23 protein-coding genes and 3 pseudogenes are annotated in these 22,590 nt (G+C 44.0%); 9 read left to right on the top strand and 17 right to left on the bottom strand.

All coding sequences use genetic code 11. From position 1 onward, the window contains the following. Positions 1–9: 9 nt before the first annotated feature. From G4P54_RS01365 to purT, 7 genes are all read right to left on the bottom strand, one after another. On the bottom strand, positions 10–822 hold the full coding sequence (locus G4P54_RS01365) for a phosphatidylserine decarboxylase (protein ID WP_167871542.1): 813 nt from the start codon (positions 820–822) through the stop codon (positions 10–12). Beyond that, positions 815–1,303, bottom strand: coding sequence for a DedA family protein (locus G4P54_RS01360; protein ID WP_024715591.1), 489 nt, complete (start codon positions 1,301–1,303; stop codon positions 815–817). The genes G4P54_RS01365 and G4P54_RS01360 overlap by 8 nt, the downstream gene beginning before the upstream one ends. Beyond that, positions 1,294–1,827 carry a CDP-diacylglycerol--serine O-phosphatidyltransferase gene (gene pssA / locus G4P54_RS01355; RefSeq protein WP_024715592.1) on the bottom strand — a complete coding sequence of 178 codons (534 nt, stop codon included), beginning with the start codon at positions 1,825–1,827 and terminating at the stop codon, positions 1,294–1,296. The genes G4P54_RS01360 and pssA overlap by 10 nt, the downstream gene beginning before the upstream one ends. 200 nt (positions 1,828–2,027) lie before the next feature. Next, positions 2,028–2,912, bottom strand: coding sequence for an enantioselective carboxylesterase CesB (cesB, locus tag G4P54_RS01350; protein WP_167871541.1), 885 nt, complete (start codon positions 2,910–2,912; stop codon positions 2,028–2,030). A gap of 173 nt (positions 2,913–3,085) precedes the next feature. Further along, positions 3,086–3,484 (bottom strand): YbfJ family protein, encoded by a 399-nt coding sequence (locus G4P54_RS01345; RefSeq protein ID WP_167871540.1) that lies wholly within the window; start codon positions 3,482–3,484, stop codon positions 3,086–3,088. After that, a complete protein-coding gene (locus tag G4P54_RS01340; RefSeq protein ID WP_167871539.1) occupies positions 3,447–4,388 on the bottom strand; it encodes a serine protease in 942 nt (313 codons plus the stop codon). Before G4P54_RS01340 ends, G4P54_RS01345 begins: the two co-directional genes overlap by 38 nt. A 143-nt stretch (positions 4,389–4,531) precedes the next feature. Next, positions 4,532–5,686, bottom strand: a complete 1,155-nt coding sequence (gene purT / locus G4P54_RS01335) for a phosphoribosylglycinamide formyltransferase 2 (protein WP_240939711.1) — start codon at positions 5,684–5,686, stop codon at positions 4,532–4,534. Positions 5,687–5,991: 305 nt separating this feature from the next. Here purT and G4P54_RS01330 point away from each other — a divergent pair, with 305 nt between their 5' ends. The 4 genes from G4P54_RS01330 to G4P54_RS01315 all read left to right on the top strand — a co-directional run bounded on the left by G4P54_RS01330 (position 5,992) and on the right by G4P54_RS01315 (position 9,829). Continuing rightward, entirely contained in the window at positions 5,992–7,017 is a 1,026-nt protein-coding gene (locus tag G4P54_RS01330) for an ADP-ribosylglycohydrolase family protein (protein WP_167871537.1), read from the top strand. 151 nt (positions 7,018–7,168) lie between these two features. Next, the gene (locus G4P54_RS01325) at positions 7,169–7,996 is read left to right on the top strand and encodes an AraC family ligand binding domain-containing protein (protein WP_024715597.1); all 828 of its coding nucleotides are present in this window, start codon (positions 7,169–7,171) and stop codon (positions 7,994–7,996) included. Beyond that, on the top strand, positions 7,993–8,913 hold the full coding sequence (locus tag G4P54_RS01320; RefSeq protein ID WP_167871536.1) for a DMT family transporter: 921 nt from the start codon (positions 7,993–7,995) through the stop codon (positions 8,911–8,913). Before G4P54_RS01325 ends, G4P54_RS01320 begins: the two co-directional genes overlap by 4 nt. A gap of 490 nt (positions 8,914–9,403) precedes the next feature. Then, the gene (locus G4P54_RS01315; protein ID WP_167871535.1) at positions 9,404–9,829 is read left to right on the top strand and encodes a hypothetical protein; all 426 of its coding nucleotides are present in this window, start codon (positions 9,404–9,406) and stop codon (positions 9,827–9,829) included. A 26-nt stretch (positions 9,830–9,855) separates the two neighbouring features. Here the strand turns inward: G4P54_RS01315 and G4P54_RS01310 are convergent, their stop codons facing one another. The 3 genes from G4P54_RS01310 to G4P54_RS01300 form a co-directional block, all read right to left on the bottom strand. Continuing rightward, entirely contained in the window at positions 9,856–11,109 is a 1,254-nt protein-coding gene (locus G4P54_RS01310; RefSeq protein WP_167873793.1) for an MFS transporter, read from the bottom strand. Beyond that, complete coding sequence (locus tag G4P54_RS01305) at positions 11,106–12,023, bottom strand: bifunctional helix-turn-helix transcriptional regulator/GNAT family N-acetyltransferase (protein ID WP_167871534.1); 918 nt, start codon at positions 12,021–12,023, stop codon at positions 11,106–11,108. The genes G4P54_RS01310 and G4P54_RS01305 overlap by 4 nt, the downstream gene beginning before the upstream one ends. 92 nt (positions 12,024–12,115) lie before the next feature. Next, complete coding sequence (locus G4P54_RS01300; RefSeq protein ID WP_024715602.1) at positions 12,116–12,364, bottom strand: YbeF family protein; 249 nt, start codon at positions 12,362–12,364, stop codon at positions 12,116–12,118. Positions 12,365–12,659: 295 nt separating this feature from the next. On the opposite strand from G4P54_RS01300, the gene glpT reads away from it, so the two are divergent. Continuing rightward, a complete protein-coding gene (gene glpT, locus G4P54_RS01295) occupies positions 12,660–13,994 on the top strand; it encodes a glycerol-3-phosphate transporter (protein WP_167871533.1) in 1,335 nt (444 codons plus the stop codon). Between the two features lie 91 nt (positions 13,995–14,085). Further along, positions 14,086–14,964: a glycerophosphodiester phosphodiesterase gene (locus G4P54_RS01290; RefSeq protein ID WP_167871532.1), complete on the top strand. Its 879-nt coding sequence runs from the start codon at positions 14,086–14,088 to the stop codon at positions 14,962–14,964. Positions 14,965–15,001: 37 nt separating this feature from the next. Here G4P54_RS01290 and aimA read toward each other — a convergent pair whose 3' ends face one another. Next, positions 15,002–16,621, bottom strand: coding sequence for a glutamate/serine transporter AimA (gene aimA, locus G4P54_RS01285; RefSeq protein WP_024715605.1), 1,620 nt, complete (start codon positions 16,619–16,621; stop codon positions 15,002–15,004). Between the two features lie 268 nt (positions 16,622–16,889). On the opposite strand from aimA, the gene G4P54_RS01280 reads away from it, so the two are divergent. Further along, complete coding sequence (locus G4P54_RS01280; RefSeq protein ID WP_024715606.1) at positions 16,890–17,150, top strand: YbyB family protein; 261 nt, start codon at positions 16,890–16,892, stop codon at positions 17,148–17,150. Between the two features lie 38 nt (positions 17,151–17,188). On the opposite strand, the gene cypC is transcribed toward G4P54_RS01280, so the two are convergent. The 5 genes and pseudogenes from cypC to G4P54_RS01255 form a co-directional block, all read right to left on the bottom strand. Beyond that, positions 17,189–18,442 carry a CYP152 family fatty-acid peroxygenase CypC gene (gene cypC / locus G4P54_RS01275; protein ID WP_167871531.1) on the bottom strand — a complete coding sequence of 418 codons (1,254 nt, stop codon included), beginning with the start codon at positions 18,440–18,442 and terminating at the stop codon, positions 17,189–17,191. Between the two features lie 237 nt (positions 18,443–18,679). Beyond that, positions 18,680–18,871, bottom strand: a complete 192-nt coding sequence (locus G4P54_RS01270; protein ID WP_024715608.1) for a DUF5370 family protein — start codon at positions 18,869–18,871, stop codon at positions 18,680–18,682. Between the two features lie 17 nt (positions 18,872–18,888). Then, positions 18,889–19,137, bottom strand: coding sequence for a sigma-G-dependent sporulation-specific acid-soluble spore protein CsgA (gene csgA / locus G4P54_RS01265; protein ID WP_167871530.1), 249 nt, complete (start codon positions 19,135–19,137; stop codon positions 18,889–18,891). A 111-nt stretch (positions 19,138–19,248) separates the two neighbouring features. Next, complete coding sequence (locus tag G4P54_RS01260; protein ID WP_167871529.1) at positions 19,249–20,637, bottom strand: amino acid permease; 1,389 nt, start codon at positions 20,635–20,637, stop codon at positions 19,249–19,251. 293 nt (positions 20,638–20,930) lie between these two features. Beyond that, positions 20,931–21,062, bottom strand: a pseudogene (locus tag G4P54_RS01255) (DUF4885 family protein); the annotation flags it as partial. On the opposite strand from G4P54_RS01255, the pseudogene G4P54_RS01250 reads away from it, so the two are divergent. Then, positions 21,043–21,454, top strand: a pseudogene (locus G4P54_RS01250) (hypothetical protein); the annotation flags it as partial. The pseudogenes G4P54_RS01255 and G4P54_RS01250 overlap by 20 nt on opposite strands. Before the next feature lie 85 nt (positions 21,455–21,539). Beyond that, positions 21,540–22,310, top strand: a complete 771-nt coding sequence (locus G4P54_RS01245) for a serine/threonine protein kinase (RefSeq protein WP_167871528.1) — start codon at positions 21,540–21,542, stop codon at positions 22,308–22,310. Here G4P54_RS01245 and G4P54_RS01240 read toward each other — a convergent pair. After that, positions 22,295–22,557 (bottom strand): annotated as a pseudogene (locus tag G4P54_RS01240) (hypothetical protein). The gene G4P54_RS01245 and the pseudogene G4P54_RS01240 overlap by 16 nt on opposite strands. Positions 22,558–22,590: the final 33 nt, after the last annotated feature.

Below are 22,590 nucleotides of genomic sequence, written 5' to 3'. Positions count from 1 at the left end.
GCGCTGCGTCTATGCAAGCTCCTCTTTATGCTCTTCATAACCTATCAGTTCTCCGACTTGAACTTCCTGGCCTTCTGTTATATTGGCAGATGGCTGGAACGCGTCCTTTTCAAAAATCAAAATGACGGTTGAGCCGAATGAAAAGTAGCCAAGCTCCTCGCCGATCGCCAGCTCGTCCCGTGTGCTCGTCTGCACGATAGAATTAATATTCATCGCCCCGACGGGAATCATCAGGACATTTTGACTGCCGCCGCCATTCAGCTTGTATACAAGCCGGTAGTTTTTCGACAGCACATCTTTTCCGTACTTTAACCCTAATTGATTTACCGGGTATGAGCGATTTCCAAGCTCGGCCAGTTTTTGATACTTGCAGCTGATCGGAGAATGGAAACGGTGATAATGACGCGGGCTTAAATACAGAACGATAAAGTATCCGCCGTTGTATTGATGGTCTGCGCTTTTACAGCCGGTCAGCTCAGCGAATGAGTAATCTTTTCCCTTTACCGTAAAGGTTTGATTCGGGTTAATCTTTCCTATCGTCTGAACAACACCGTCAACCGGGCTGACCACCGCATGCGACTCTTTTGAAACAGGGCGCCGCTCCAAATTAATACGCCGGATGAACAATTCGGACAGTGATCCGTAATCAGCAGACGTGCCATCTACATCATCCCAGTTGATCCGAAAATGCTTCGAGAAAAGCGGAATAACCGGCTTACTGATCTTTGACTCGCAAAACCCTTTAATCATATAAGACGACAGACGATGATTTGTCAGCTCTATCAATGATCGATACAGAATCTTTACAGCCGTATTAAACATGAATAATCCCTATAACCCTTCCGATTGTAATAAAAATAAAGCACCATAAAAAGGCGCCGATTGCCGCAAACGCAATATACGTTTTTAGGTCCATTTTGCCGATTCCCGAGAAATAACACGTTACATGTCTGACACCGGGAATGAAATAACCTAAAATAAGAGAATATGGACCGTATTTATTCATCCATTTTTCTACTTTTATCATTCTCTTTTCTTTTAAACCGACCCACTTGCCATACTTGTCGATGAACGGGCGCCCGGCTTTTCTGCCGATCATGTAGCTAATCAGCATACCTAACAAAGCGCCGACGAAGCTGATCAAAATCGAAAGCTCATAATTCAGCACATGCGTATGTGTAAAGTAGCCGACGACTGTCATCATCACTTCATCTGGAATCGGCAATCCAACAATTCCGAGCACCAGCATTAAAAAAATAGCGAGATAACCGTAATCCGCTATGAGTTGCTGAACTAATTCCATCTTTCAGACTCCAGGTTGTCTGCCGCATGTTTTTTAAAGTGAGGAAATTTGATTTTACTCACCATTAAATATGAAAGTCCGCACGTTCCGATCGCCAGCAGAATCGGGTTATAGACGAAGCTTAGAATAACGAGACACATGCCCGCAAATGGAATCGGCATCCCGATAAATGTCGGAAGCTTGCTTTGTTCAATGTTAAATTTAGAGAGTCGAAGCATTCCGCAAATGCTGTACGTCAATGCGCATAAAATCCCGATAAATGGAAGGGCGTACAATGCGACACTGTAAGCCAGCATAGAAGGGGCCACGCCAAACGTCACCAGGTCGGCAAACGAATCCAGTTCTCTTCCCATATCAGAAACGGCATTCAGCTTACGTGCAGCCAACCCGTCAAAGAAATCGAGTAACATGCCGGTAAAAATGAAAAGCACTGCTGAATGAATATTGTGATATAACAATGAGTGAATCGCCAGCAGTCCGCAAGTAAAGTTTCCTATCGTAATCATACAGGGGATATAATTCACAGTGTAACCAAACCTCCAATTGTAAAAACCATCTATATCATTCGACGATATGGATCGAATAGCGTTACAGGAAAAAATTTTCTCTATTAAGCATGATAACATAGAATGCTCTCAAAAAAAGCAGCACCAAATTCTATTATTATACATCATTTGTTACCCTTTGAACAATGAATGCCAATCTTTACATGTTTCTTACAATTTTACTCCCCGCTTAAAAAGGATAGGACACGCTGATTAACGTACTCAGGCTGCTCCAGAGATAACAGATGTCCGGCGTTCTTCACGATTTCAGCCTGAATTCCAGGTACCAATACCGAAGCCCGCTCTAAAGCCATTTGCTGATGGAACATGACCTCGTGCTCACCGAGCATCAGCAGGATCGGGACCGCAATCGATTTCAATTCCCGGTCTGTGAACACGTATGGGAAACCGTTTTCTGTCGGCCTAAGGGTTCTTTGTTCATCCTGCCATTCAACACCTGCCGCAATTTGTCTTTGCAGCACAGGATGCAGATCATAACGGCCATCCGTGATCCACTTGATATATGCCTCGGCTCCGCTTGCACTTGTAAGCGCCGCAGCATATTTATAGACATCCGGATGAAATGAAATAAACGCCTCAGCAGGACTCATCACAACCGCCCGCTCTACTCTCTCAGGCGCTTGGAGCAAGAAATTGACGATATATGATCCTCCAAGCGAAAAGCCGGCCAAATGTGCCGTCTGAAGCTCGAGCGAATCGCATACGTCTTTCAGCCATTCGGCACAATCAGCTCTCGTATGCAGAGCAGCTGTTGGTATGCTTTTATTTTTGTCTCCTATTATATCGACAGCATATGTACGAAATTGACTGCTCCACGCCGCAACATTCGGATACCACATTGCAGAGCTGAAAAGTCCCCCGTGAAGCAAAATGAGCGAAGGTGCGTCCTTTGGCCCACTTGCTATGATATGTGTTTTTCCAAAACGAGTAGAAACATAAAATGCTTCCGACTCAATTTGCCACAAAGAAAGGCTTTGATCATATGCCTGGTAAAAGCGAAGACCGCTTTCAGCCGCGGCAAATTGCATCGAATCTTGTGTCATCTTCTTCTTTTTCCTCCAGATTTTGATTGATATAAAATAAAGGCTACTGCCCTTTTTGTCTCGTAAGAAAAAATACCTATTTCTTATTATCTCACATTATAAATTTCCAGTATATAGATTGACTTCCTTGGTGCATAAAAAAAGACAGTTCCCCTTGAAATCAGGGAAACCGCCTATTCTTTGAAGACTAATGGAATGACCTTATCTTTTTTATCCTTCATTAAGGAGATGTGATGGCTTACCGATTTTTCACCCTTCGTCAATGCGACTGAGTAGTCACCTTTTCTGCCAGTATCCCATTTGATGTCTCCGTTTTTGTCTGTTTTTCCGAGGATTTCGCCAATCTCTGTAGTTGGCTGCTGATCTGAGGCGGGCGCTTGGACAATCGTCACTTGAACCCCTTCGACCGGCAGCCCCTTGGCATCCTCTACATGAAGAGTGACAGGGATAGCCGTTTCTTTCTGGACAGAATGCGTCTGAGAGCTGCATCCGCATAAAAACAAAATAGACATAAAAACCGCTAGTTTGCTGTATTTATTGATTTGCCCAATATTTAATATTGTTGAATACATCGTTCGTCACCCTTGTTCCCAAGTTATATGACGATCCTCCGTTCGTGTGAATCGCAATGGCTGTCTGCCCTGTATCACTGTAGTTTCGATAAACAGGCGAGCCGCTTTGGCAGCCGTACGTATCGGTTGTATAAGTCAGTTTATACGTTTCAGCAGAGCGAATCGGCTTGGTGTCGGACCACATCGTGCCAAATGTCTTGTCACACGGGAATCCTGTTACAGACGAGGAAAGGCCCGCGGGACTGCTGCTGTTTGTTGTCCGATAGCCGTACCAGCCAACCGTGTTTCCAGGAGAACCGTTTAATTTGATAGCTCCGTAATCATAATTGGTGTTTTTGTTTTCCGTCCATCCTTTGACGGAGTAAAACATCGTGCCAGCATACGTTCCGTATGGATATGATGAATCATTGCGTCCCGGTGCCGCAGTTATTGTCGAAGCCCATCCGTGATCCTGGCTGTACACACAATGTCCAGCCGTTACAACAGTATTCGGGTTCACTAAAAATCCGGTACATCCATAAGTGCTTGAAGTGTTGGGATACTTGATTGAAAGTTGAACAGTTGCTCTGTAAGGAAAAGACGTTGTGCTGGAGATTCTCGTGCGTTCATCGGTTCCGATGATGCTTGAAGGCTGTAAGGTTTGAATGTTTTTTTCCAGTTCCGTTTGGCCGCCGAATAATGATTTACTTGTTTTCCCGGTTCCCTCATAAGGGGCTGAAACCTGTTCTGATTTTGACGTTTGGTTTTTCGAGGCATCTGCTTCTTCACCGATATTCGATACAGAAGTTTGCGGGTTCTCTGCCGCTTGCGCCCGTGCGCCGAAAGGTACCGCCGCTGCCAAAGCCAGGCACAAAACCGTTAAGTAAACGAACCATTGTTTTTTGAAAATTAGAACTAATTTCATTTTGTCATCTCCCTCCTTTTGTGTCAACCACCCTTTCAGGTGGAAGACTTTTACATTATAATCAGGTTTCTGATTCTTATGATAAAACTTTTAGCTGGATGAAAAAAAACAGACCTTTGTCCAAGACAAGGCCTGCTCAAACTCTATTTGATAGACAGCTGATCCAATGCTTTCTTTGCGTTCTCTCTCGCTGTTTCGACTGTATCGGCAGCAGAAAGCGCAACCGCCATACGGCGTCCGGCTTTCGTTATCGGCTTACCAAAGACGCGCACTTGGGTCTTCGGCACTGCCAGTGCGTTTTCCAGTCCTTCAACAGTATAATCCGCTGCTTCTTCCGGTGCTTTGAGGGGCCGGCTGGCGCCAGGTGAAAGCTGTGTGATTTCTGTAATTGGAAAGCCGAGAATCGCCCGGACATGCAGCGCAAATTCTGACAAATTTTGCGTCACCAGCGTGACAAGGCCCGTATCATGCGGACGAGGAGATACCTCACTGAAATACACCTTATCTTTTGCAAGGAACAGCTCAACGCCAAACAGGCCGTACCCGCCAAGATCATCCGTAATGGCTTTTGCAATATGTTTCGCTTCTTCCATCTGCTGCTCTGTCATATGATGCGGCTGCCATGATTCGATATAGTCTCCGTCCTTTTGCACATGACCGATCGGCTCGCAAAATGTCGTGCCGTTAACCGCACGTACGGTTAAGAGTGTAATTTCTGATTCGAATGGAATAAACTCCTCTACGATCACGCGCCCGTTTTTCACCCGACCGCCTTCCATCGCCGTCTCCCAGCACCTTTCTAAATCCGCTTCAGAGCGGCACACGCTTTGGCCTTTTCCAGATGAACTCATTAACGGTTTAACGACACAAGGGAAACCGATCTGAGCTGCCGCTTGTACAAATTCATCATATGTATTCGCAAACTCATAGCCTGCCGTCGCAAGTCCAAGCGTTTCCGCCGCAAGCCGCCTGATACCTTCCCGATCCATCGTCAGCTTCGCCGCACGCGCATTCGGGATGACGTGAAATCCTTCCTCTTCAAGCTTCAGCAATTCATCCGTCGCGATGGCCTCAACCTCAGGCACAATCAAATCCGGCTTTTCTTTCTCAATGATGGTTCTGATCTGCTCGCGGTCCAGCATGTCAACGACATAGCTATGATGCGCGACCTGCATTGCCGGAGCATGCCCGTAACTGTCAACCGCCACCGTCTGTACCCCAAGACGCTGCGCTTCAATCACTACCTCTTTTCCTAACTCACCCGAACCTAACAATAAAACCTTCTTTGATTGATACATCTTTGCCCCTCCTATCTGTTTCCCAATCATTATAACTGAAATGTTTGAAAAATGAGTTTTTATTAAAAATAAAAAATAGGGAGTCATCCGAAGCTTTTATCTTCAGAGGGGGTTCAAAAAACCTTGTGCGACATTTGGACTCTTCAACAAGTCGTTGACTCCATAAATGAAGCATATAAAATATTCTTGAAACAAAAAACACATATGAAGGACGGACAACAGAAAATTCAAAAATTCCTTTACTAATGACATTTAAGAAATATAGGACGATGATTATAAAACATTTCTATTAAGCGGGTGAAAAAATGAGAGGCAGAAGAATGATAGACAGATGGGAAGATGACAATAAGAGCTTTCTTAGACTTAATATAAAAAACAAAGTTCTTCCAACAATATACGGCGGCATTATAGGAGATATGTTAGGAGTTCCTGTTGAATTCAAAAAAAGAGAAGATTTTCATGTTCAGGATGTAGTAGGATACGGCACCTATAATCAACCTCCTGGCACTTGGTCTGACGATACGTCTCTGACCTTGTGCTTGGTGGAGAATATGATTGAAAAAGGGAACACAAATGATTTAATGCAGAAATTTAAGCAGTATCAAGATGAAGGTTACTGGACGCCGTATGGGGAAATGTTTGACATTGGCAGGACGACTGTTGAAGCGATTACCCGATTTAGGAGAGGGGTTCTGCCAGAAAAATGCGGCGGTCAGTCAGAATTTGATAATGGAAATGGAGCATTAATGAGAATTTCACCATTAGTATTTGTTTTGCATAAGGAATTTGATTTTGTAAAAAAAGCGGAGATGATCAAGAAATACACTGAAATAACCCATGCCCATCCACGTGCAATAGTTGGTTCTATTATTTATGTTGAGCTATTACTAAGACTATACTATAACAATTCAATTGATCAATCTTTAAGAGAGGTAAAAGAGCTTTTCGATGAGAATTTCACAAAAGAACATATATACCATAAAGAGTTAACACATTATGAAAGAATTTTCGACCAAAGTTTTTTAAATACACCAAGAGAAGAAATACGGTCGGACGGGTATGCCGTCCACACTTTAGAAGCGGCAATATGGTGTTTCGGCACTACAACTTCATTTACCGAAGCTGTACTGACGGCAGTGAACTTAGGAGAAGATACTGATACCGTAGCATCAATAACTGGAGCAATAGCGGGAATGTATTATAAGATGGAGGGAATTCCTGAAAATTGGTTAGCTAAAATAGCTCGTAAACAAGATGTTGATAAATTAATTAAAAATTTCTATGAGTATTGCGCGGATAAAGCGATTATCGATGAGTATGGAAATATTTAATTGTTTTTAAAGCATATAATAATACATGGAAACAAAAGCAGACCGCCAATAACGGTCTGCTTTTTCTATTCCTAACAGCAACATCATACAAGAAATTCCCAAAAATCATGCTACACTTAACCCAAGACACCATATCGACAGGAGGCATCCCATGCAAAACGAAACCCGCACACTGCATCTCGACCCGCATCTTAATATCGAGGCCTACCGTTTCCAGGGAATTATGCAGAAATTCCCGAACCACTTTCACGATTATTATGTGATCGGCTTTATTGAAAAAGGACAGCGGTATCTGGCCTGTCAGGATCAGGAATATATCATCAATCCGGGTGATCTTCTCCTCTTTAACCCCCGTGACACGCATAGCTGTGAACAGATTGACGGCCGGACGCTTGATTATCGGTGTATTAACGTAATGCCGGATGTTATGGAGAAGGCTGTTAAGGAGATTACTGGCGCCGAGCATCTCCCTTATTTTTCCCAGCATGTGTTATTCCGCCACGAGCTGACATCCAGCCTGCAGGAATTGCACATGTTGATATCCGATGAAAAACAGGCTTTGCACAAAGAGGAGCTGTTTCTACACCTGCTGGAAGAGCTGATTCGCCATTATTCTGACGTGACGTTCCTCAACAGCATTCCCGAACCATCCGACGAAGTCAAAATGGTTTGCGAATTTCTAGAAAAACATTATGCCGAAAATGTCACGCTCAATGATTTAAGTGAATTAACAGGCTGGAGCAAGTACCATTTACTGCGTTCATTTACAAAACAAAAGGGAATTACGCCAAATAGCTATCTAGAAACAATCCGGATTAATCAAGCGAAGAAACTTCTTGAACAAGGGGTAAGACCGATCGACGCGGCAGTTCAGACAGGATTCAGCGATCAAAGCCATATGACGAAGTTTTTCAAACGGCAGGTGGGGCTGACACCGAAGCAATACATGAAGATTTTTGAAAAGGAGCTTCAAAGATGAGCATACAAAGTGAAACTTCCGGGCATATTGCAGCCATTGTGACCATCCTGATTTGGGGGACGACCTTTATTTCGACAAAGGTGCTGCTGGCAGACTTCACTCCGACTGAAATCTTATTTTACCGGTTTTTGATGGGCTTTATTGCTCTTATCCTCGTCCGCCCCAAAATGATTCCGTTCAGAAATTGGCGGCATCAGCTGTTATTTGCCGGGGCTGGTTTATTTGGCGTAACCTTATACTTTCTATTAGAAAATATAGCTCTCACCTATACATACGCATCCAATGTCGGCATGATCGTGTCCATTATTCCGATGATTACTGCTATACTGGCTCACTTTCTGCTTGAAGGCGAAAAACTGCGGCTGACCTTTTTCATTGGATTTGGAGCGGCACTGATCGGGCTTTTATTAATTACATTCAACGGCAATATCGTACTGCGTCTGAATCCGTTCGGAGACATCCTGGCAGCCGGTGCCGCTCTCGTATTTGGCGGCTACTCGATTTTCATGAAAAAATTAAGCGATTACAATTATCATATCATCGAACTGACACAGAGAGTGTTTTTGTACGGTTTGTTGTTTATGGTTCCCGCTTTATTTTTGTTCGACTTCCACTTTGACCTGAGCCGACTTTCATCTGCTTCGAACGTACTCAACATGCTTTTCCTCGGCATTGGCGCTTCGGCCCTGTGCTTCGCCACTTGGAACTATTCAGTCGGCGTGCTTGGCGCCGTCAAATCCAGCGCGTATATTTACATGGTGCCGGTTATCACAATCGCCGCTTCCGTCCTGATCCTGCATGAAAAGATGACATGGATCGCTCTTCTGGGAGGTGCGCTCACGCTTTTAGGCCTCTACATTTCAGAGCTGAAACCGAAAGCGAAGCTGGTGAAAGACGGATATCATATGGATGCTTAGCGGACTTCATTTCTGTAGGTTGCCATTTGTTCTTATTATATGAGCTAATTTTAATACAAAACTGCATGAACATAAGTTAAAATATGCTCATGCAGTTTTTTAGCTTTTTTTGAAGGTTTATCAATTTTTAAAAAACAAAAACATCGTTCAGGATATCGATCAGATGCAAAATCAACAGGAGATAACAGATTATCCTTTTCACCAAGTTTCTCTTACACTCGACCAGTTAAAGCACTAATATGCTGACCTTTCCCTTCCGCTACAGTTTCTAGTGAAAGTAGCAGTTTTGCATGTAGACAGCAACGACTTTAGGACAAATCAATTACATTGATTTACCAGACATGTTTAAGTGATTATTCTGGAATTTGGACAAAAAACCGAATAGTTGCGGATGAAAGATATTCTTACAGTAAGATATAACACAAAAATCCTTTAGATTTGTTACCCTAACTAAAAAATATGTAATGATTGTACCTAGGAGATGTATGTATTGAATGTAGACCAACAAACATATAAAGAAACAGAAACAGCGGCAAAGTTTATTTTAGAACATAGAAAAGATGATAAAGAACTCCTGATTTTCCTAAACAAACAGGATTCTATCATGCTGAATCAACTAAAAATATTCTTTAGCGAGCCCCAGCTCACATTCAAACACACCGTCAAAATCGTTTGTTTCGTGACATTTGTAACTTTATATATTTATTTTTTCAGCACTCGTTTCAATGAGTTAATAGAATTAACTGTACAAATGTTTTTTGCTTTGATCGGTCTTATCTGGGTATTTGGCGTTTTTCCATTTTCAAGAAAAGTTCAAATTTCTGATCGCTTCAAACAAAAATCCGAAAACGCCCGTATTGTCGGAATGATTGATTTCGTATTAGAACAAAAATATAAAAAAAGCATCTCTGAATAACCCTCAGAGATGCTCCTCAAACTTTCCTACACCTTCTCCGCCACAGCCGCACTGTCACGTGTGACCGCCGCGGGCTCCCTCAGCATCACATTCATCACACTCGCCAGCACAAGCATCCCGATCGACAAATAAAAAGCCCATGTATACTCACCCGTTACCGTATAGATGACGCCTGGCACATACGCGCCGAGTGCCGAGCCGATTTGATGGGCGAGCGACAGCCAGCCGATCATGAGGCCGATCGAGTAGTTTTGAAAGTACTGTGTTGCAAGCATTTGAGTCGGCGCCACCGTTGCGAAGTCCACTAACCCAAACAGAATCGCAAAGGCTAAAAGCAAGTAGGGCTCGTGGCTGTAAATGAGAATCACAATCGACAGCGCGCGCACCGCATATAAAAAGCACAGGATTTTCCGGCTGCTCCACCGGTCCGCTACAATTCCGGACAGCAAGATGCCAGCGATATTAAAGCCTGCCAGCAGACTGACAGCGGCACTTGTGACTGTCGTTGAAAAGCCGTGATCGTGAGAAAACGGAATCAAATGAGTATCCATCAGCCCCACGGTCGTAAATCCGCAGATCAAAAACGGCAACATCAAAAACCAGAATGGCTTCATGCGAAACATCCCTGTCACTGAAAGAGCTGTTGTTTTGGGTGCTGTTTCTTTTTCTGAATCAGCCTGTCCGCCTATCGGCTCTGCATTCATTTCTGAAGGGTTGTTCCGCAGCATCAGCAGGGCAGCCGGAAAGACAATCACCATTAACAGCAGTCCCAACACCACCACCGTCAGCTTCCAGCTAAACCAATGGATCATCATAAGTGAGCCGGGAACGAGAAGCATTTGCCCCGCTCCAAAACCTGCTTCCATAATCCCAAAGGCTAGTCCCCGCTTTTTGCTGAACCAATTGACGACCAGCACACTTGCGGCCACATTCGACGCGCCGCCCACTCCAAGCGAGACACCCAGCCCATAAAGCAGAAACAGCTGCCAAGGCGAGGCGGCAAAGTATGTTAAGAAAATACTGACTCCTGTCAGTAACGCGCTCCATGACAAAACTGCCCGGGCACCCCATTTGTCAACAAGCCGCCCGATCACAGGCTGTGATATGCCATACACAATAAAACTCAGTGTAGAAATCAGCGAGATGGTGCCTCTGCCCACTGAAAACTGCTGTTCCCACGGCTCCACAAACGCTCCAAACGACAGCCGCACCCCCTGAACAGCCAACAAGGTCAAAAAAGTGACGGAGACGATGATCCAAGCATAGTGCAATCGTTTCATGACAGCACCAAATCCCAGCGTTCTTCTGTCAGCCGCTGCCCCCATAATGGCGCTTCTTGTTTCACTTCACTTATCCTGAATCCACATTTTTCGTAGAGCGGACGGGCCTCAGCCATGGTGCTCACCGTCCAAAGGAAAATACGGTCAAACTTCATGTCCCGGCAGTATGCAATAAGATGCTCCAGCAATTGCGTGCCGAGCCCTCTGCCTCGAAAAGCGGCATCAACCAGAAACCATCTAAGCTGCACTGTCTTTTCATCATGTTTGACCAGCCCAACACATCCGGCAAATTTCCCGACGCTTTCAGCAATCCATATGTTTTCGATTTCCGCATCAAATGTCTCAAGAAGATAAGCTAAAAACGTGTCGTCCCAGCCATGAGCCTCAGCATAAAATTGTCTCTGTTTCTCAATAATGAGCTGAAGATCATCAGAAAGATAATAATCTCTAATTGATATCTCTGACGTTCTGGAAGAAAGCGAGTGTGAAAGGATTGCCTCAATTTCTGCCATCGCTTCCGCAAGCTTATGCTGGTCTTTTTGATTGATTTCCCCCAGCATCAGTTCCACTTGTTCGTTCGCTTTTCCCTCCAGCTTTTTATAAATCGTTTTCCCCGTTTCCGTAACAAAAATATAATGGTGGCGGGCGTCCTCTTTGCTCTTCTGTTTATAAATTAAATCTTCTTTTTCAAACTGCTTCAAAATTCTGCTGACATAGCCCCGGTCAAGCCCAAGCTGATCCTGAAGAGCTTTTGCTGTACAATTCGGCGTATGATAAATCTCAAATAAAATCCGTGTTTCTGTTAAGGAAAACGGACTGTCGTAAATGTGCTCATTAAGGAAACCAAGGACATTTGTATAAAATCGGTTGAACTTTCTGAATTTTAATCCGACAGATGATTCACTGGTTTTCAAACTCATTCCCACTTTCGTATATCGTTGATTAAGGCAATTATAATCAAACATAGTTGCCAAAGTCAACGACATGTTAAGAAAGTGAGGTATTTTCATTTACCTGATGCTTTCCTTTTCCTGATTACAATCAATGTAATATAGGATAAAACCAGTGACATCAAGCAATAAACAACAACCCACCCTAAAAATGATTGATTAAAAATGGTAAAGGTGAGCACGAGCGAAATGATCAAACTAAGCACCGGCATCAAATACACGTTTTTACAAACACACGTCCCGACAATTGATAACACCATAATTCCTAACGGCAAAATAACGAACGCGATATCTAATTCATCCACCTGTAACAGCCTCCCTCCAAATTTTTATGCTACTAACAAAAAAACATAACCGCAACAGTAAAAGGATAATATTCACATTTAGTTTTCCTTTTGAAAATTATCCGTTTACATACACTCCAGACTATGATAATTTAAGAAAGCGCTATCATTATAAGTTAATAGCTTGGATGGAGATGAGGAGAGCCAGGATTCCAACCCCTTTTGACAAGGGGTATTTTCTGGCTCTTTTCGTTTTTCGTAAAGGAGGCATGCCTCACCTCACATCCAGCATAAACAGCAAAGGGGGATGATGTTGATGCTTCACATCTTTAAGCCGGCTCCTCATATTGAGAGATTGGATGATTCAAAGACGGATGCTGCTTATAAACGGCTTAGGCTGCAAGTATTCATTGGCATTTTCATTGGCTACGCGGGCTACTACCTGCTGCGGAAGAACTTTGCCTTTGCCATTCCTTACCTGCAGGAGCAGGGTTTTTCAAAAACGGAATTGGGCTTGGTGCTGGCCGCTGTGTCGATTGCGTACGGATTTAGCAAATTCATCATGGGAATGGTGTCCGACCGCTGCAATCCGAGGTATTTTCTCGCGACAGGCCTATTTTTATCAGCAATCGTTAATATTCTCTTCGTCTCAATGCCTTGGGTGACTTCGAGCGTCACCATCATGTTTATTTTTATGTTTATCAACGGATGGTTCCAAGGAATGGGCTGGCCGCCATGCGGCAGGACAATGGCCCACTGGTTTTCCATTAGTGAACGCGGCACAAAAATGTCCATCTGGAATGTCGCCCACAACATTGGCGGCGGTATTCTCGCCCCGCTTGTCACTCTTGGCATCGCGATGTTCGTGACGTGGAAAAGCGTTTTTTTCTTTCCTGCCATCATCGCCATCATCATTTCATTTTTGATTGTTTTATTGGTTCGCGATACGCCTCAATCCTGCGGACTCCCGCCAATTGAAGAGTATCGGAATGATTACCCAAAACACGCTTATCAAAATCAGGAAAAAGAATTAACAACAAAAGAAATCCTTTTTCAATATGTACTCAACAACAAATTCCTCTGGTACATCGCGTGTGCGAATGTATTTGTTTATTTTGTTCGCTACGGCGTGGTTGACTGGGCGCCTACTTACTTAACAGAAGCCAAAGGCTTTTCTCCTGAAGACTCGCGCTGGTCGTATTTTCTTTACGAATATGCCGGCATACCGGGAACCATCCTGTGCGGCTGGATCAGTGACCGATTCTTCAAAAGCCGCCGGGCACCGGCAGGCGTTTTGTTTATGGCGGGCGTTTTCATTGCCGTATTGGTGTACTGGCTGAATCCGGCCGGCAATCCGCTCGTAGACAACATCGCCCTGATCAGCATCGGCTTCTTAATCTACGGGCCTGTTATGCTCATCGGCCTGCAGGCGATTGACCTCGCGCCGAAAAAAGCAGCCGGAACTGCAGCCGGTTTGACCGGATTTTTTGGCTACATCGGCGGATCTGCTTTCGCCAACGCCATTATGGGCTTTGTCGTTGACCGGTTTGATTGGAACGGCGGTTTTATCATGCTGATTTCTTCCTGTATTCTGGCTGTCGTCTTCTTAGCGATGACGTGGAACACAGGAAAGCGGGCTGAGCACGTTTAAGAAACAAACATAAAAGATTAATCATTTTCCAACACGCCGTTTACATCTGTTTTTTAATATGAAAGACAGTTATGGATAAGGAGGGGAAATTATGCGGAAAAATAGAATACTAACCTTGGTTCTTCTGTCGCTGGGCTTACTCTTATTTATGATGACGCCGGTGTCGGCGGCAAAAGGAAATCTGCTGTCACCTGACCGTATCCTGACGGTCGCGCACAGAGGGGCTTCCGGATATGTACCTGAGCACACGATCCTGTCTTATGAAACCGCACAGAAAATGAAAACGGACTATATTGAATTGGATCTGCAAATGACAAAAGACGGAAAATTGATCGTCATGCACGATGAAAAACTGGACCGCACCACAAACGGAAAGGGCTGGGTAAAAGACCATACGCTCGCAGACATTAAGAAGCTTGATGCCGGTTCTTGGTTTAATGAAGACTATCCGGAAAAAGCAAAGCCGCAGTATGCCGGCCTTAAAGTTCCTACATTAGATGAAGTATTAGACCGTTTCGGAAAACACGCGAACTACTACATTGAAACAAAATCGCCTGACACCTACCCGGGCATGGAAGAAAAACTGATCGCTTCTTTGCAGAAACATAAATTACTAGGCAAACATGCTAAGCGCGGCCAAGTGATCATTCAGTCGTTCAGCAAAGAAAGCCTGGTAAAAGTCCATCAATTACAGCCAAACATACCGACGGTTCAATTGCTGGAAGCCAAGCAAATGGCATCAATGACAGATGCTGCTTTGGAAGAAATCAAAACATACGCTGTCGGCGCGGGTCCGGATTACAAAGCGCTGAATGCAGAAAACGTCCGTATGATCCGCAGCCACGGCCTCTTGCTCCACCCTTACACAGTCAATACAGAAGCGGATATGCGCCGTCTGCTTGACTGGGGTGTGACAGGAGTGTTCACCAACTATCCTGACCTTTTCCGCAAAGTAAAAAAAGGGTACTAAAAGAAAAAACCTTGCGCCCTCCGCGCAAGGTTTTCGTTTATTCTTTTCCGGCAGCAGCTTCTGACTGACTGTTCAGCAGCTGCGAATTAATCTCTTTCGCATCCTTTAAGTATTCTGTCTGGTAGCCGCTCTTCAGCGCCCACACATAGAATACGAGCGATACAATTGCAATCAGAACCATATCCCAGCCGTAATGAATGACATTCAGGCCGCCGAATTTATCACTGCCCAAATAGGAAATAATCATCATAACGAGCAGATAAAACACCATCCAGATGCCGCCTTTGAAGTTCTGGCCGAACCCTTTCCATTTCGCCTTCGCTTGATAATAGAAATAAATCGGAAGACCGATCAGGATGATAAACAGAACCTGACCTGTTAACGGCCAGCGGGCCCAATACAGCACGAGCGACGCAAAGATAAATCCAAGCGGCGCAATCACGTTTAAGCCTTTTAAACGAAGAGGCCTGTACAGGTCTTTCCCCGTCCGTCTCAATGTCATCACTGTAACCGGGCCGGTGATATAAGAAATTAACGTGGCGACAGAGATGATTTCCGCTAACACGCCCCACCCTCTGAACAGGAACAAAAAGATGAATGAAACAATCAAGTTAAAAAACATCGCTTGGCGCGGAACGCCGTAAATCGGATGAAGCTTTCCGAATATACTTGGCATATATTTGTTTTTCTCCATACCGTAAATCATGCGGGATGTTGTCGCCGTATACGTAATACCAGTTCCTGACGGTGACACAAATGCATCCGCATATAACACGATGACAAGCCAGTTGATATTCAATGCAATCGCCAAATCAGCAAAAGGAGAATTAAAATTCAGATGGCTCCAGCCATGAGCAATATCAGAAGGATTCACTGCTCCGATGAAGGCGATCTGCAGCAGGACATAAATGACTGTTGCAACGATAAGGGAGCCGACAACCGCGATCGGAATCGATTTCCCCGGATTTTTCGCTTCTCCCGCCATATTAATCGGGCTTTGGAAACCGTTAAACGCGAAGACGATACCGGAAGTTGCAACCGCCGTCAGCACACTCGCCCAGCCATTCGGTGCAATGCTTTGACCAGACGTAAAGTTTTCTCCGTGGAATCCAACAAACAGCAAAGCCCCGATTGTCAGACCCGGAATGATAATTTTAAAAATTGTAATGAATGAGTTCGCTTTGGAAAATAGATTGACTGTCCAGTAGTTCAGCAGGAAATAAATAAGAAGCAATACAGAGGCAAATGCTAATCCTTCCCCAGTCAGCGTTCCATTCTTCACCAAACCGCTTGTCCATTTTGCCCACTCCCAAGGCCACGAGCTCATATATTGAACAGAGGCCACTGCTTCAACCGGAATAACGGACACAATCGCAATCCAGTTGGCCCAGCCCGCGATAAACCCGATGAACGAACCGTGTGAATATTGCGTATATTTTACCATTCCCCCGGCTTCAGGGAACATAGAACCTAATTCACTGTAAGAAAGAGCAATAAATAAAATGACGACCATTCCAATAATCCATGAAATGATAGCAGCTGGTCCTGCTATTTGGGCCGCACGCCAAGCCCCGAACAGCCAGCCTGAACCGATCATAGATCCGAGCCCGACCATCATGAGGGAAAACGTTCCCATTCTTCGATGCAATTGATTCATATCGTAAACACCTTTCATGTATGATGACATTTTCTTGCTAATTATATTATTATTCTGATTACTTTACTTTGTCAATATTTATCGAATTATGGCTAAAAATAATAATACGTCAATGTATATTACCTTCCAATACAGGAATGAAGTCACTAGTTTCTTCACAAATGGTTTTTATTGTAAATTTCATCAGTAAAAACACAAGAGGTTTAGCGATAACCAAAACGGGAATGATACAGGAAACACTACTCTTAAAATAGAAAGGAGTATCACCATGAAACAAAAGCTGTTACTTTCAGGTCTCGCTGTTTCAACCGTCGGCATCACTTCTTATCTATTAAAAGATCCGTCAAATCGCCAAAAAGCAAGAGAATTCATTCACAGCATGAAAATGAAAATGACCAAACAGCCAAGTATGGAATCGTTCCCAGTCGATAAAGCAGGACACCCGCACCCGGAAGATATTGAAGATAACAAAATGGTATCAGAAGGCTCCATGTACCCTGTCCAATATTACGATGAAAAAAAGAAGTAAACCAAAAGCTCCCTTCATTAAAAAGGGAGCTTTTTGATTTACCTCTTCCATCTGATGCCGCTCATCACAAATCCGCTTTCAGGCAATGACGGCATTCTGGCGAGACTGTAATGCAGCGATTGTTCCGGAACGTCGTATTCAATCCGATTAACGAGAAAATCCAAACTTGCTTTCATAACCTCAATCGTAATGCCTTCCCCAGGACAGCGATGACCTTTCTCCGCGTCGCCTCCGCCTTGAGGAATCAAATCAAACGGATTTTCTTCTCGTTCTTCAAAACGTTCCGGCTGGAATTCATCGGGACGATCCCAAAGGCGAGGGTCGTGATTTGTTCCATATACATCAAGCAGCACCGATGTGTCCTTCTTAAACACACAGTTATTCCATACAAAATCCTTTTTGACAAGCGCCCCCAAAAACGGGCCGAACGGATAGTATCTGCGGACCTCCTGTACAAACATTTCTCTTTCCCTGCCGCTTCCCGACCGCAGCCATTCCTTATACTTCGGATGCTCATGAAGCGCCAACGCTGAAAAAACAAGAAAGTAAGAAATGGCAACAATCGGCCGCAGAACATTAATCAGCTCAATGGCTGCCATCCGGGAATCAAGCTCGTTTCCATCTTCTTGCGTGTGGAACGCCATTTCATGCAGCGCAGTATTCGCAGGTGTTTTCAGCAGGCCGGCACGAACATCTTCAATCATTCTTTCAATCCACTCTTCCGCACGCGGCCTTGCTCTCCTTCCCTTCCAATGCCTCGGCCCCACAGCACCGAACGCGTCGACCATATCAATGAAATCATCCGCTCTCTCTTTGACTTCTGTTTCCTTCAGCGGAACACCCGCCCAATAGCACGCTACCCGGCATAGAATTTCTTTTGCTTCCTCAAATAGCACAACCTGATCTGCCTTCTCCCATCTTGTGACTGCCGCTTCCCACTCCTCTGTCATCAGTTCAGCCAGCCGCTTTTGATGCGCTGGCGTCATTAATGACAAAAAAAGCATCTTCCGATGGATATGCGCGCTGCCATCCATCGTCTGAATCGCATTCACGCCAAACAGCGTTTTCTGCACCCGCTTCGGCAAAGCATTCTGCCGCTGAAACCGCTCCGTATCATAAAACAGCTTCGCCGCCTCAGCGCCGGTCATGCAAATAAACGTTTTTCCCAATAAACGAGCCTGAAACAAATCTGATTGATAGCGCTCTGTTCTGTTTTTTACAAACAAATATCCTTCCTGCATCAGCGTCAGGCTGTTGTCGAGACTTTTGTCATGTGGAATCTGCTCATTCATCCGCTAAGCCGCCTTCCTTTTTACCCTCTTTTTTCACGTGATTTGATATGTATAAACCCTATAACAGTATTTGTTTACAGAATCCGATTCAAGCACTAGTAAGTGCTTTTCAGCTGTCATGAACATCTTTATCGGGCGGAATACGAGATAAGGGTGAACCTGTTTGGCATTCCGACACAAAAACCATAGACGACCTGATCCATCCTAATTAATGTAGAAGCCCTGCAATGCAGGGCTCTAAATCTCATGCTCAAAACAATAATGATTCACAAGCTCTTCAATCAAATCGTGATCGGGATATTCCCCGTTAAATTCAAATTCGATTTCTTCCACAAACTCTCCGTAATGGTACACATGGATGGCTCCGTTTTGACGGACGACGCTAAACTCCGGCTGAAATGTATATCCGCTTCGTTCAATTGCTCCCATTTCTCACCCCGCCTTTCTCAAAGCAATAATTCATACACCTCGTTTAATTCTTTGGCCCGCTTTTGATCCTGTTCACTCTGGGCATACTTAATTTCTTTTTCTAAGACGTGGTTCAAAAAAGACATTTCATTGTCATCTAAATCTTTTACAAATTCCTCTTCATTCACATACCGCTTCGCGAGCATTTTCTTGCAAATCCGCTGGCAAACTTCATTTTCAAGATGGTTTGAAAGTGATTCGCGCAAATAACCGAGTGTAACATCCATTTTATGAACACCTTTCCTTTTGCTATCTTTACCCTATAGCTTGCTGAAATAGGAAAAATCCATACGCCAAAAAACAAAAAAAAGAGACATCCGTGAATGTCTCTTTTCCTATTATTCAACCGCTTGATCGCTTTTTGCTAAATTGGCCTGCGAACGCTTGCCAATCCCGAACACATAATAACTAATGACCACAAACGCTAAGAAAATCACGCCTACAATCAGAGAGATACGAGTATCATCATTGAACCACATGCCGACCAGAACCATCAGTAAGAAAGCAATCGTCATATAATTCGTGAAAGGGGCAAACGGCATTTTGAATGGATGTTTATCTAATGCAGCGCCCTTCGCTTTTCTGAATCCGATGTGGCTGATCAAAATGATAAACCAAGGAATCATGCCAGGCAGCACGCTTGCGCTGTATACATATACAAAAATCTTCGGCGGCGCGATATAATTCAGCACAACACCGGCAGCCAAACCGAGCAGCACCGCGATTGTGCCATAGAGCGGCACCCCATTGCGTGACACCTTCGTAAAGAATTTCGGTGCTTGTCCATTTACACCCAGAGTATAAAGCATACGGCCCGCGCTGAAAATTCCGCTGTTACAGCCGGACATTGCCGCTGTAATCACGACAAAGTTAATGATGCCGGCCGCTGCCGTTATTCCGATTTTCGAGAATGTAGACACGAACGGACTTCCGAGTGAGTTCAGCTCATCCCATGGATACACTGTTACGATTACAAAAATAGCGCCAATATAGAAAATCAAAATACGCCAGATAATACTTTGAATCGCACTTCTTAGCGTGTTTTGCGGGTCTTTCGCCTCACCGGCTGTAATCCCGATCAGCTCAACCCCTTGATAGGCCGCAATAACAAGTGACAGTGCAAAGAAGAATCCAGAGAAACCGCCTGCAAAGAAGCCCCCGTGAGACCACAGATTCGACAAGCCGATCGCATCCCCGCCGTTGCCAAATCCAAAGAAAATAATTCCAATTCCAGCAATAATCATCAAGATAATTGTCACGATTTTAATCATCGCAAACCAAAATTCAAACTCGCCAAAAGACTTAACAGAAATTAAATTCGCCGCACCAAGAATCACCATTGCCACGATACCAGGTATCCAAGCAGGCAAATCCGGGAACCAATACTTCATATAAGAGCCGACAGCGATAATTTCTGACATGCCGACGATAATCCACTGGAACCAGTTGCTCCAGGCTGTTATATAGCCTGCCAGCGGGTGAATATATTGATGGCCAAATGTCGCAAAAGAACCTGTGCTCGGCTCGACATAAAGCATTTCACCCATCGCACGCATAATAAAAAAGATAAAAATTCCGGATATTGCATACGCCAGAAGGACAGACGGGCCAGTCCATGAAATGGTGCTGGCAGAACCCATAAACAAGCCAACACCGATCGTACCGCCCAAGGCAATCATCTGAATATGACGCGCGCCCAGGCCCCTCTTTAATTCTTTATTTGCCACTTCTCTTCCTCCTCTTAACCACATACTCGAAAATGAGAAAACAGCAGAACAGCTTGCCTTCTCAACAATCAGAAAATTCAAACTCAAAATTGTTATATAATCTCCAAAATTACTTATTTCATCATAATAAATTTCTCTGGAAAATACAATTGTTTTTTTCAGGTAAACACATATATCCAGAGTTTTTCACCAAAACTTCAATTAAAATCTTTTATATAAATATAGTTAAATTATTAGAATATTAAAATTTTATTTCCTGTAAAAAAATAAGCTGTTCTCAATGGACAGCTTACCTAATAATTCACGCCAGTTTGGCGCTTTAATGTTTCAAGCCACCCGGTATCTCCGGTGCCATAGCTCTTGCTTTGCCCCACATCTCTCAAAGATCCATTGCTGTAATCAATTGATAAAATAAAATCCGGCAGCGGAACGTTCCCATTCAGCGGTGTTGCTGAAAATAAAGGAAACACAGCCCTTAGCCCCTCAGGTTCTGACTCCAGCGTGATCAAGGTTGATTTAACAAACCAAACCGGCATATCGCGCGATGCCATTGTAACCAGAGTCCAAACAACCGCCACTCAAACACCAAGCCAGGGAAATGCATGCCACTTCATCATGACAAACGAAAACAACGAATGGCCGCCGGGCACTTGTCATTAGCTCGACGTCAGGGTCTTATGATATATCATTGTCAGATCAACTCAGTGTCGCAAAGGTATGGAGTTTTAAATATAATACATTAGCGACGGTTAGATCGACGATGAGTAATGTAAAAGCTAAAATAGACTATGAATACGATGTTACAAAGCAGTTTTAACTTATATCGAGCCGGTTTTCCGGCTCTTTTTTATTTTTAGCTTAGAAGGTAAACTATAGTCAGTACAACCAAGGGAAGTGCAGACATGGCATTAAAACAGCTAAAAAAGTTATTTTTTGACCGCCCTCTAAAGGACAGCGTTATCCTAAATCATCATTACAGAATCGAAGAATGCCTCGGCATGGGCGGCTATGGCTTGGTTTATTTGTGCACGGATGTTCATACTCAAACACCTTATGTGCTAAAACAGCTGCGGCCCACAAAAGCCAAAAAGGAAAAAGAAAGAGTCCGGTTCCAGCAGGAAATGAAACTGCTCAAAAGCATTCATCACCCGCAAATCCCAGCCTTTATAGAAGATTTCATCATAGACGGACAGGCATATTATGTCATGCAGCTCATTGAGGGAGAGAATATAGAAGAATTATTATTTTTCCAAAAACAGCCGTTTACAGAGCTCATGGCGTTACAGCTGCTTTCACAGCTGCTCGGGATCGTCGAATACCTGCATGATCGCTTCATATTTCACAGCGACATCAGAACGCCTAATATCATCATCAATGACGGCAGGCTCTGCCTCATCGATTTCGGCCTTGCAAAGCAATTGACTCCTGAAGAAACGGAGGAAATAAAGGTGAGAAAACAGGATGATTTCTTCGATCTCGGAGAAACGCTGTTGTTCCTGCTCTACTCTCAATATAAAGGGAAAAAGAAGAAAAACGGCACCTGGCTGGAAGAATTAACGCTCACAAATGAAATAACCCTGCTGCTGAAAAAATTATTAGGCATTGATGAAGAGTACCAGCACACCGCTTTCATTCGCGAAGACCTAAACCGCGCCATTCAATCGGTCACATAAAAAAACCCTTGTCCCAAAAGCGGAACAAGAACTTTTTTGGATTAACTGCTGCTGTAGCTCCGACGTTTGTAACGATGACTGCCGCCATAACGATCATAGTGTCTTCTTTTGCCTGAGCTGCTGCTGTAACTTCGGTAATGTCTGCGCCGGCTGCTGCTGTAATGCCGGTGTCTGCGATATCGGTCACTAGAGCTGCTTGAGAGGTGCTTGATCGTTTTGATGAATTTTTTAAACATATGCTGATCACCTCATTTCTTTCTTCCTATTATAAATAGTTTAT

The organism is Bacillus tequilensis (assembly GCF_012225885.1).
Lineage (GTDB): Bacteria > Bacillota > Bacilli > Bacillales > Bacillaceae > Bacillus > Bacillus tequilensis.
Note: the sequence above shows the minus strand (reverse complement) of the source record. Positions and strands in the feature narration are given on the sequence as shown.

Bases quoted from the DNA above. Each gene is read 5' to 3' on its own strand.
- G4P54_RS01365 (WP_167871542.1), bottom strand. From the start codon at position 822: ATGTTTAATACGGCTGTAAAGATTCTGTATCGATCATTGATAGAGCTG.
- G4P54_RS01360 (WP_024715591.1), bottom strand. From the start codon at position 1,303: ATGGAATTAGTTCAGCAACTCATAGCGGATTACGGTTATCTCGCTATT.
- cesB (WP_167871541.1), bottom strand. From the start codon at position 2,912: ATGACACAAGATTCGATGCAATTTGCCGCGGCTGAAAGCGGTCTTCGC.
- G4P54_RS01345 (WP_167871540.1), bottom strand. From the start codon at position 3,484: ATGTATTCAACAATATTAAATATTGGGCAAATCAATAAATACAGCAAA.
- G4P54_RS01340 (WP_167871539.1), bottom strand. From the start codon at position 4,388: ATGAAATTAGTTCTAATTTTCAAAAAACAATGGTTCGTTTACTTAACG.
- purT (WP_240939711.1), bottom strand. From the start codon at position 5,686: ATGTATCAATCAAAGAAGGTTTTATTGTTAGGTTCGGGTGAGTTAGGA.
- G4P54_RS01330 (WP_167871537.1), top strand. From the start codon at position 5,992: ATGAGAGGCAGAAGAATGATAGACAGATGGGAAGATGACAATAAGAGC.
- G4P54_RS01325 (WP_024715597.1), top strand. From the start codon at position 7,169: ATGCAAAACGAAACCCGCACACTGCATCTCGACCCGCATCTTAATATC.
- G4P54_RS01320 (WP_167871536.1), top strand. From the start codon at position 7,993: ATGAGCATACAAAGTGAAACTTCCGGGCATATTGCAGCCATTGTGACC.
- G4P54_RS01310 (WP_167873793.1), bottom strand. From the start codon at position 11,109: ATGAAACGATTGCACTATGCTTGGATCATCGTCTCCGTCACTTTTTTG.
- glpT (WP_167871533.1), top strand. From the start codon at position 12,660: ATGCTTCACATCTTTAAGCCGGCTCCTCATATTGAGAGATTGGATGAT.
- G4P54_RS01290 (WP_167871532.1), top strand. From the start codon at position 14,086: ATGCGGAAAAATAGAATACTAACCTTGGTTCTTCTGTCGCTGGGCTTA.
- aimA (WP_024715605.1), bottom strand. From the start codon at position 16,621: ATGAATCAATTGCATCGAAGAATGGGAACGTTTTCCCTCATGATGGTC.
- G4P54_RS01280 (WP_024715606.1), top strand. From the start codon at position 16,890: ATGAAACAAAAGCTGTTACTTTCAGGTCTCGCTGTTTCAACCGTCGGC.
- cypC (WP_167871531.1), bottom strand. From the start codon at position 18,442: ATGAATGAGCAGATTCCACATGACAAAAGTCTCGACAACAGCCTGACG.
- G4P54_RS01270 (WP_024715608.1), bottom strand. From the start codon at position 18,871: ATGGGAGCAATTGAACGAAGCGGATATACATTTCAGCCGGAGTTTAGC.
- csgA (WP_167871530.1), bottom strand. From the start codon at position 19,137: ATGGATGTTACACTCGGTTATTTGCGCGAATCACTTTCAAACCATCTT.
- G4P54_RS01245 (WP_167871528.1), top strand. From the start codon at position 21,540: ATGGCATTAAAACAGCTAAAAAAGTTATTTTTTGACCGCCCTCTAAAG.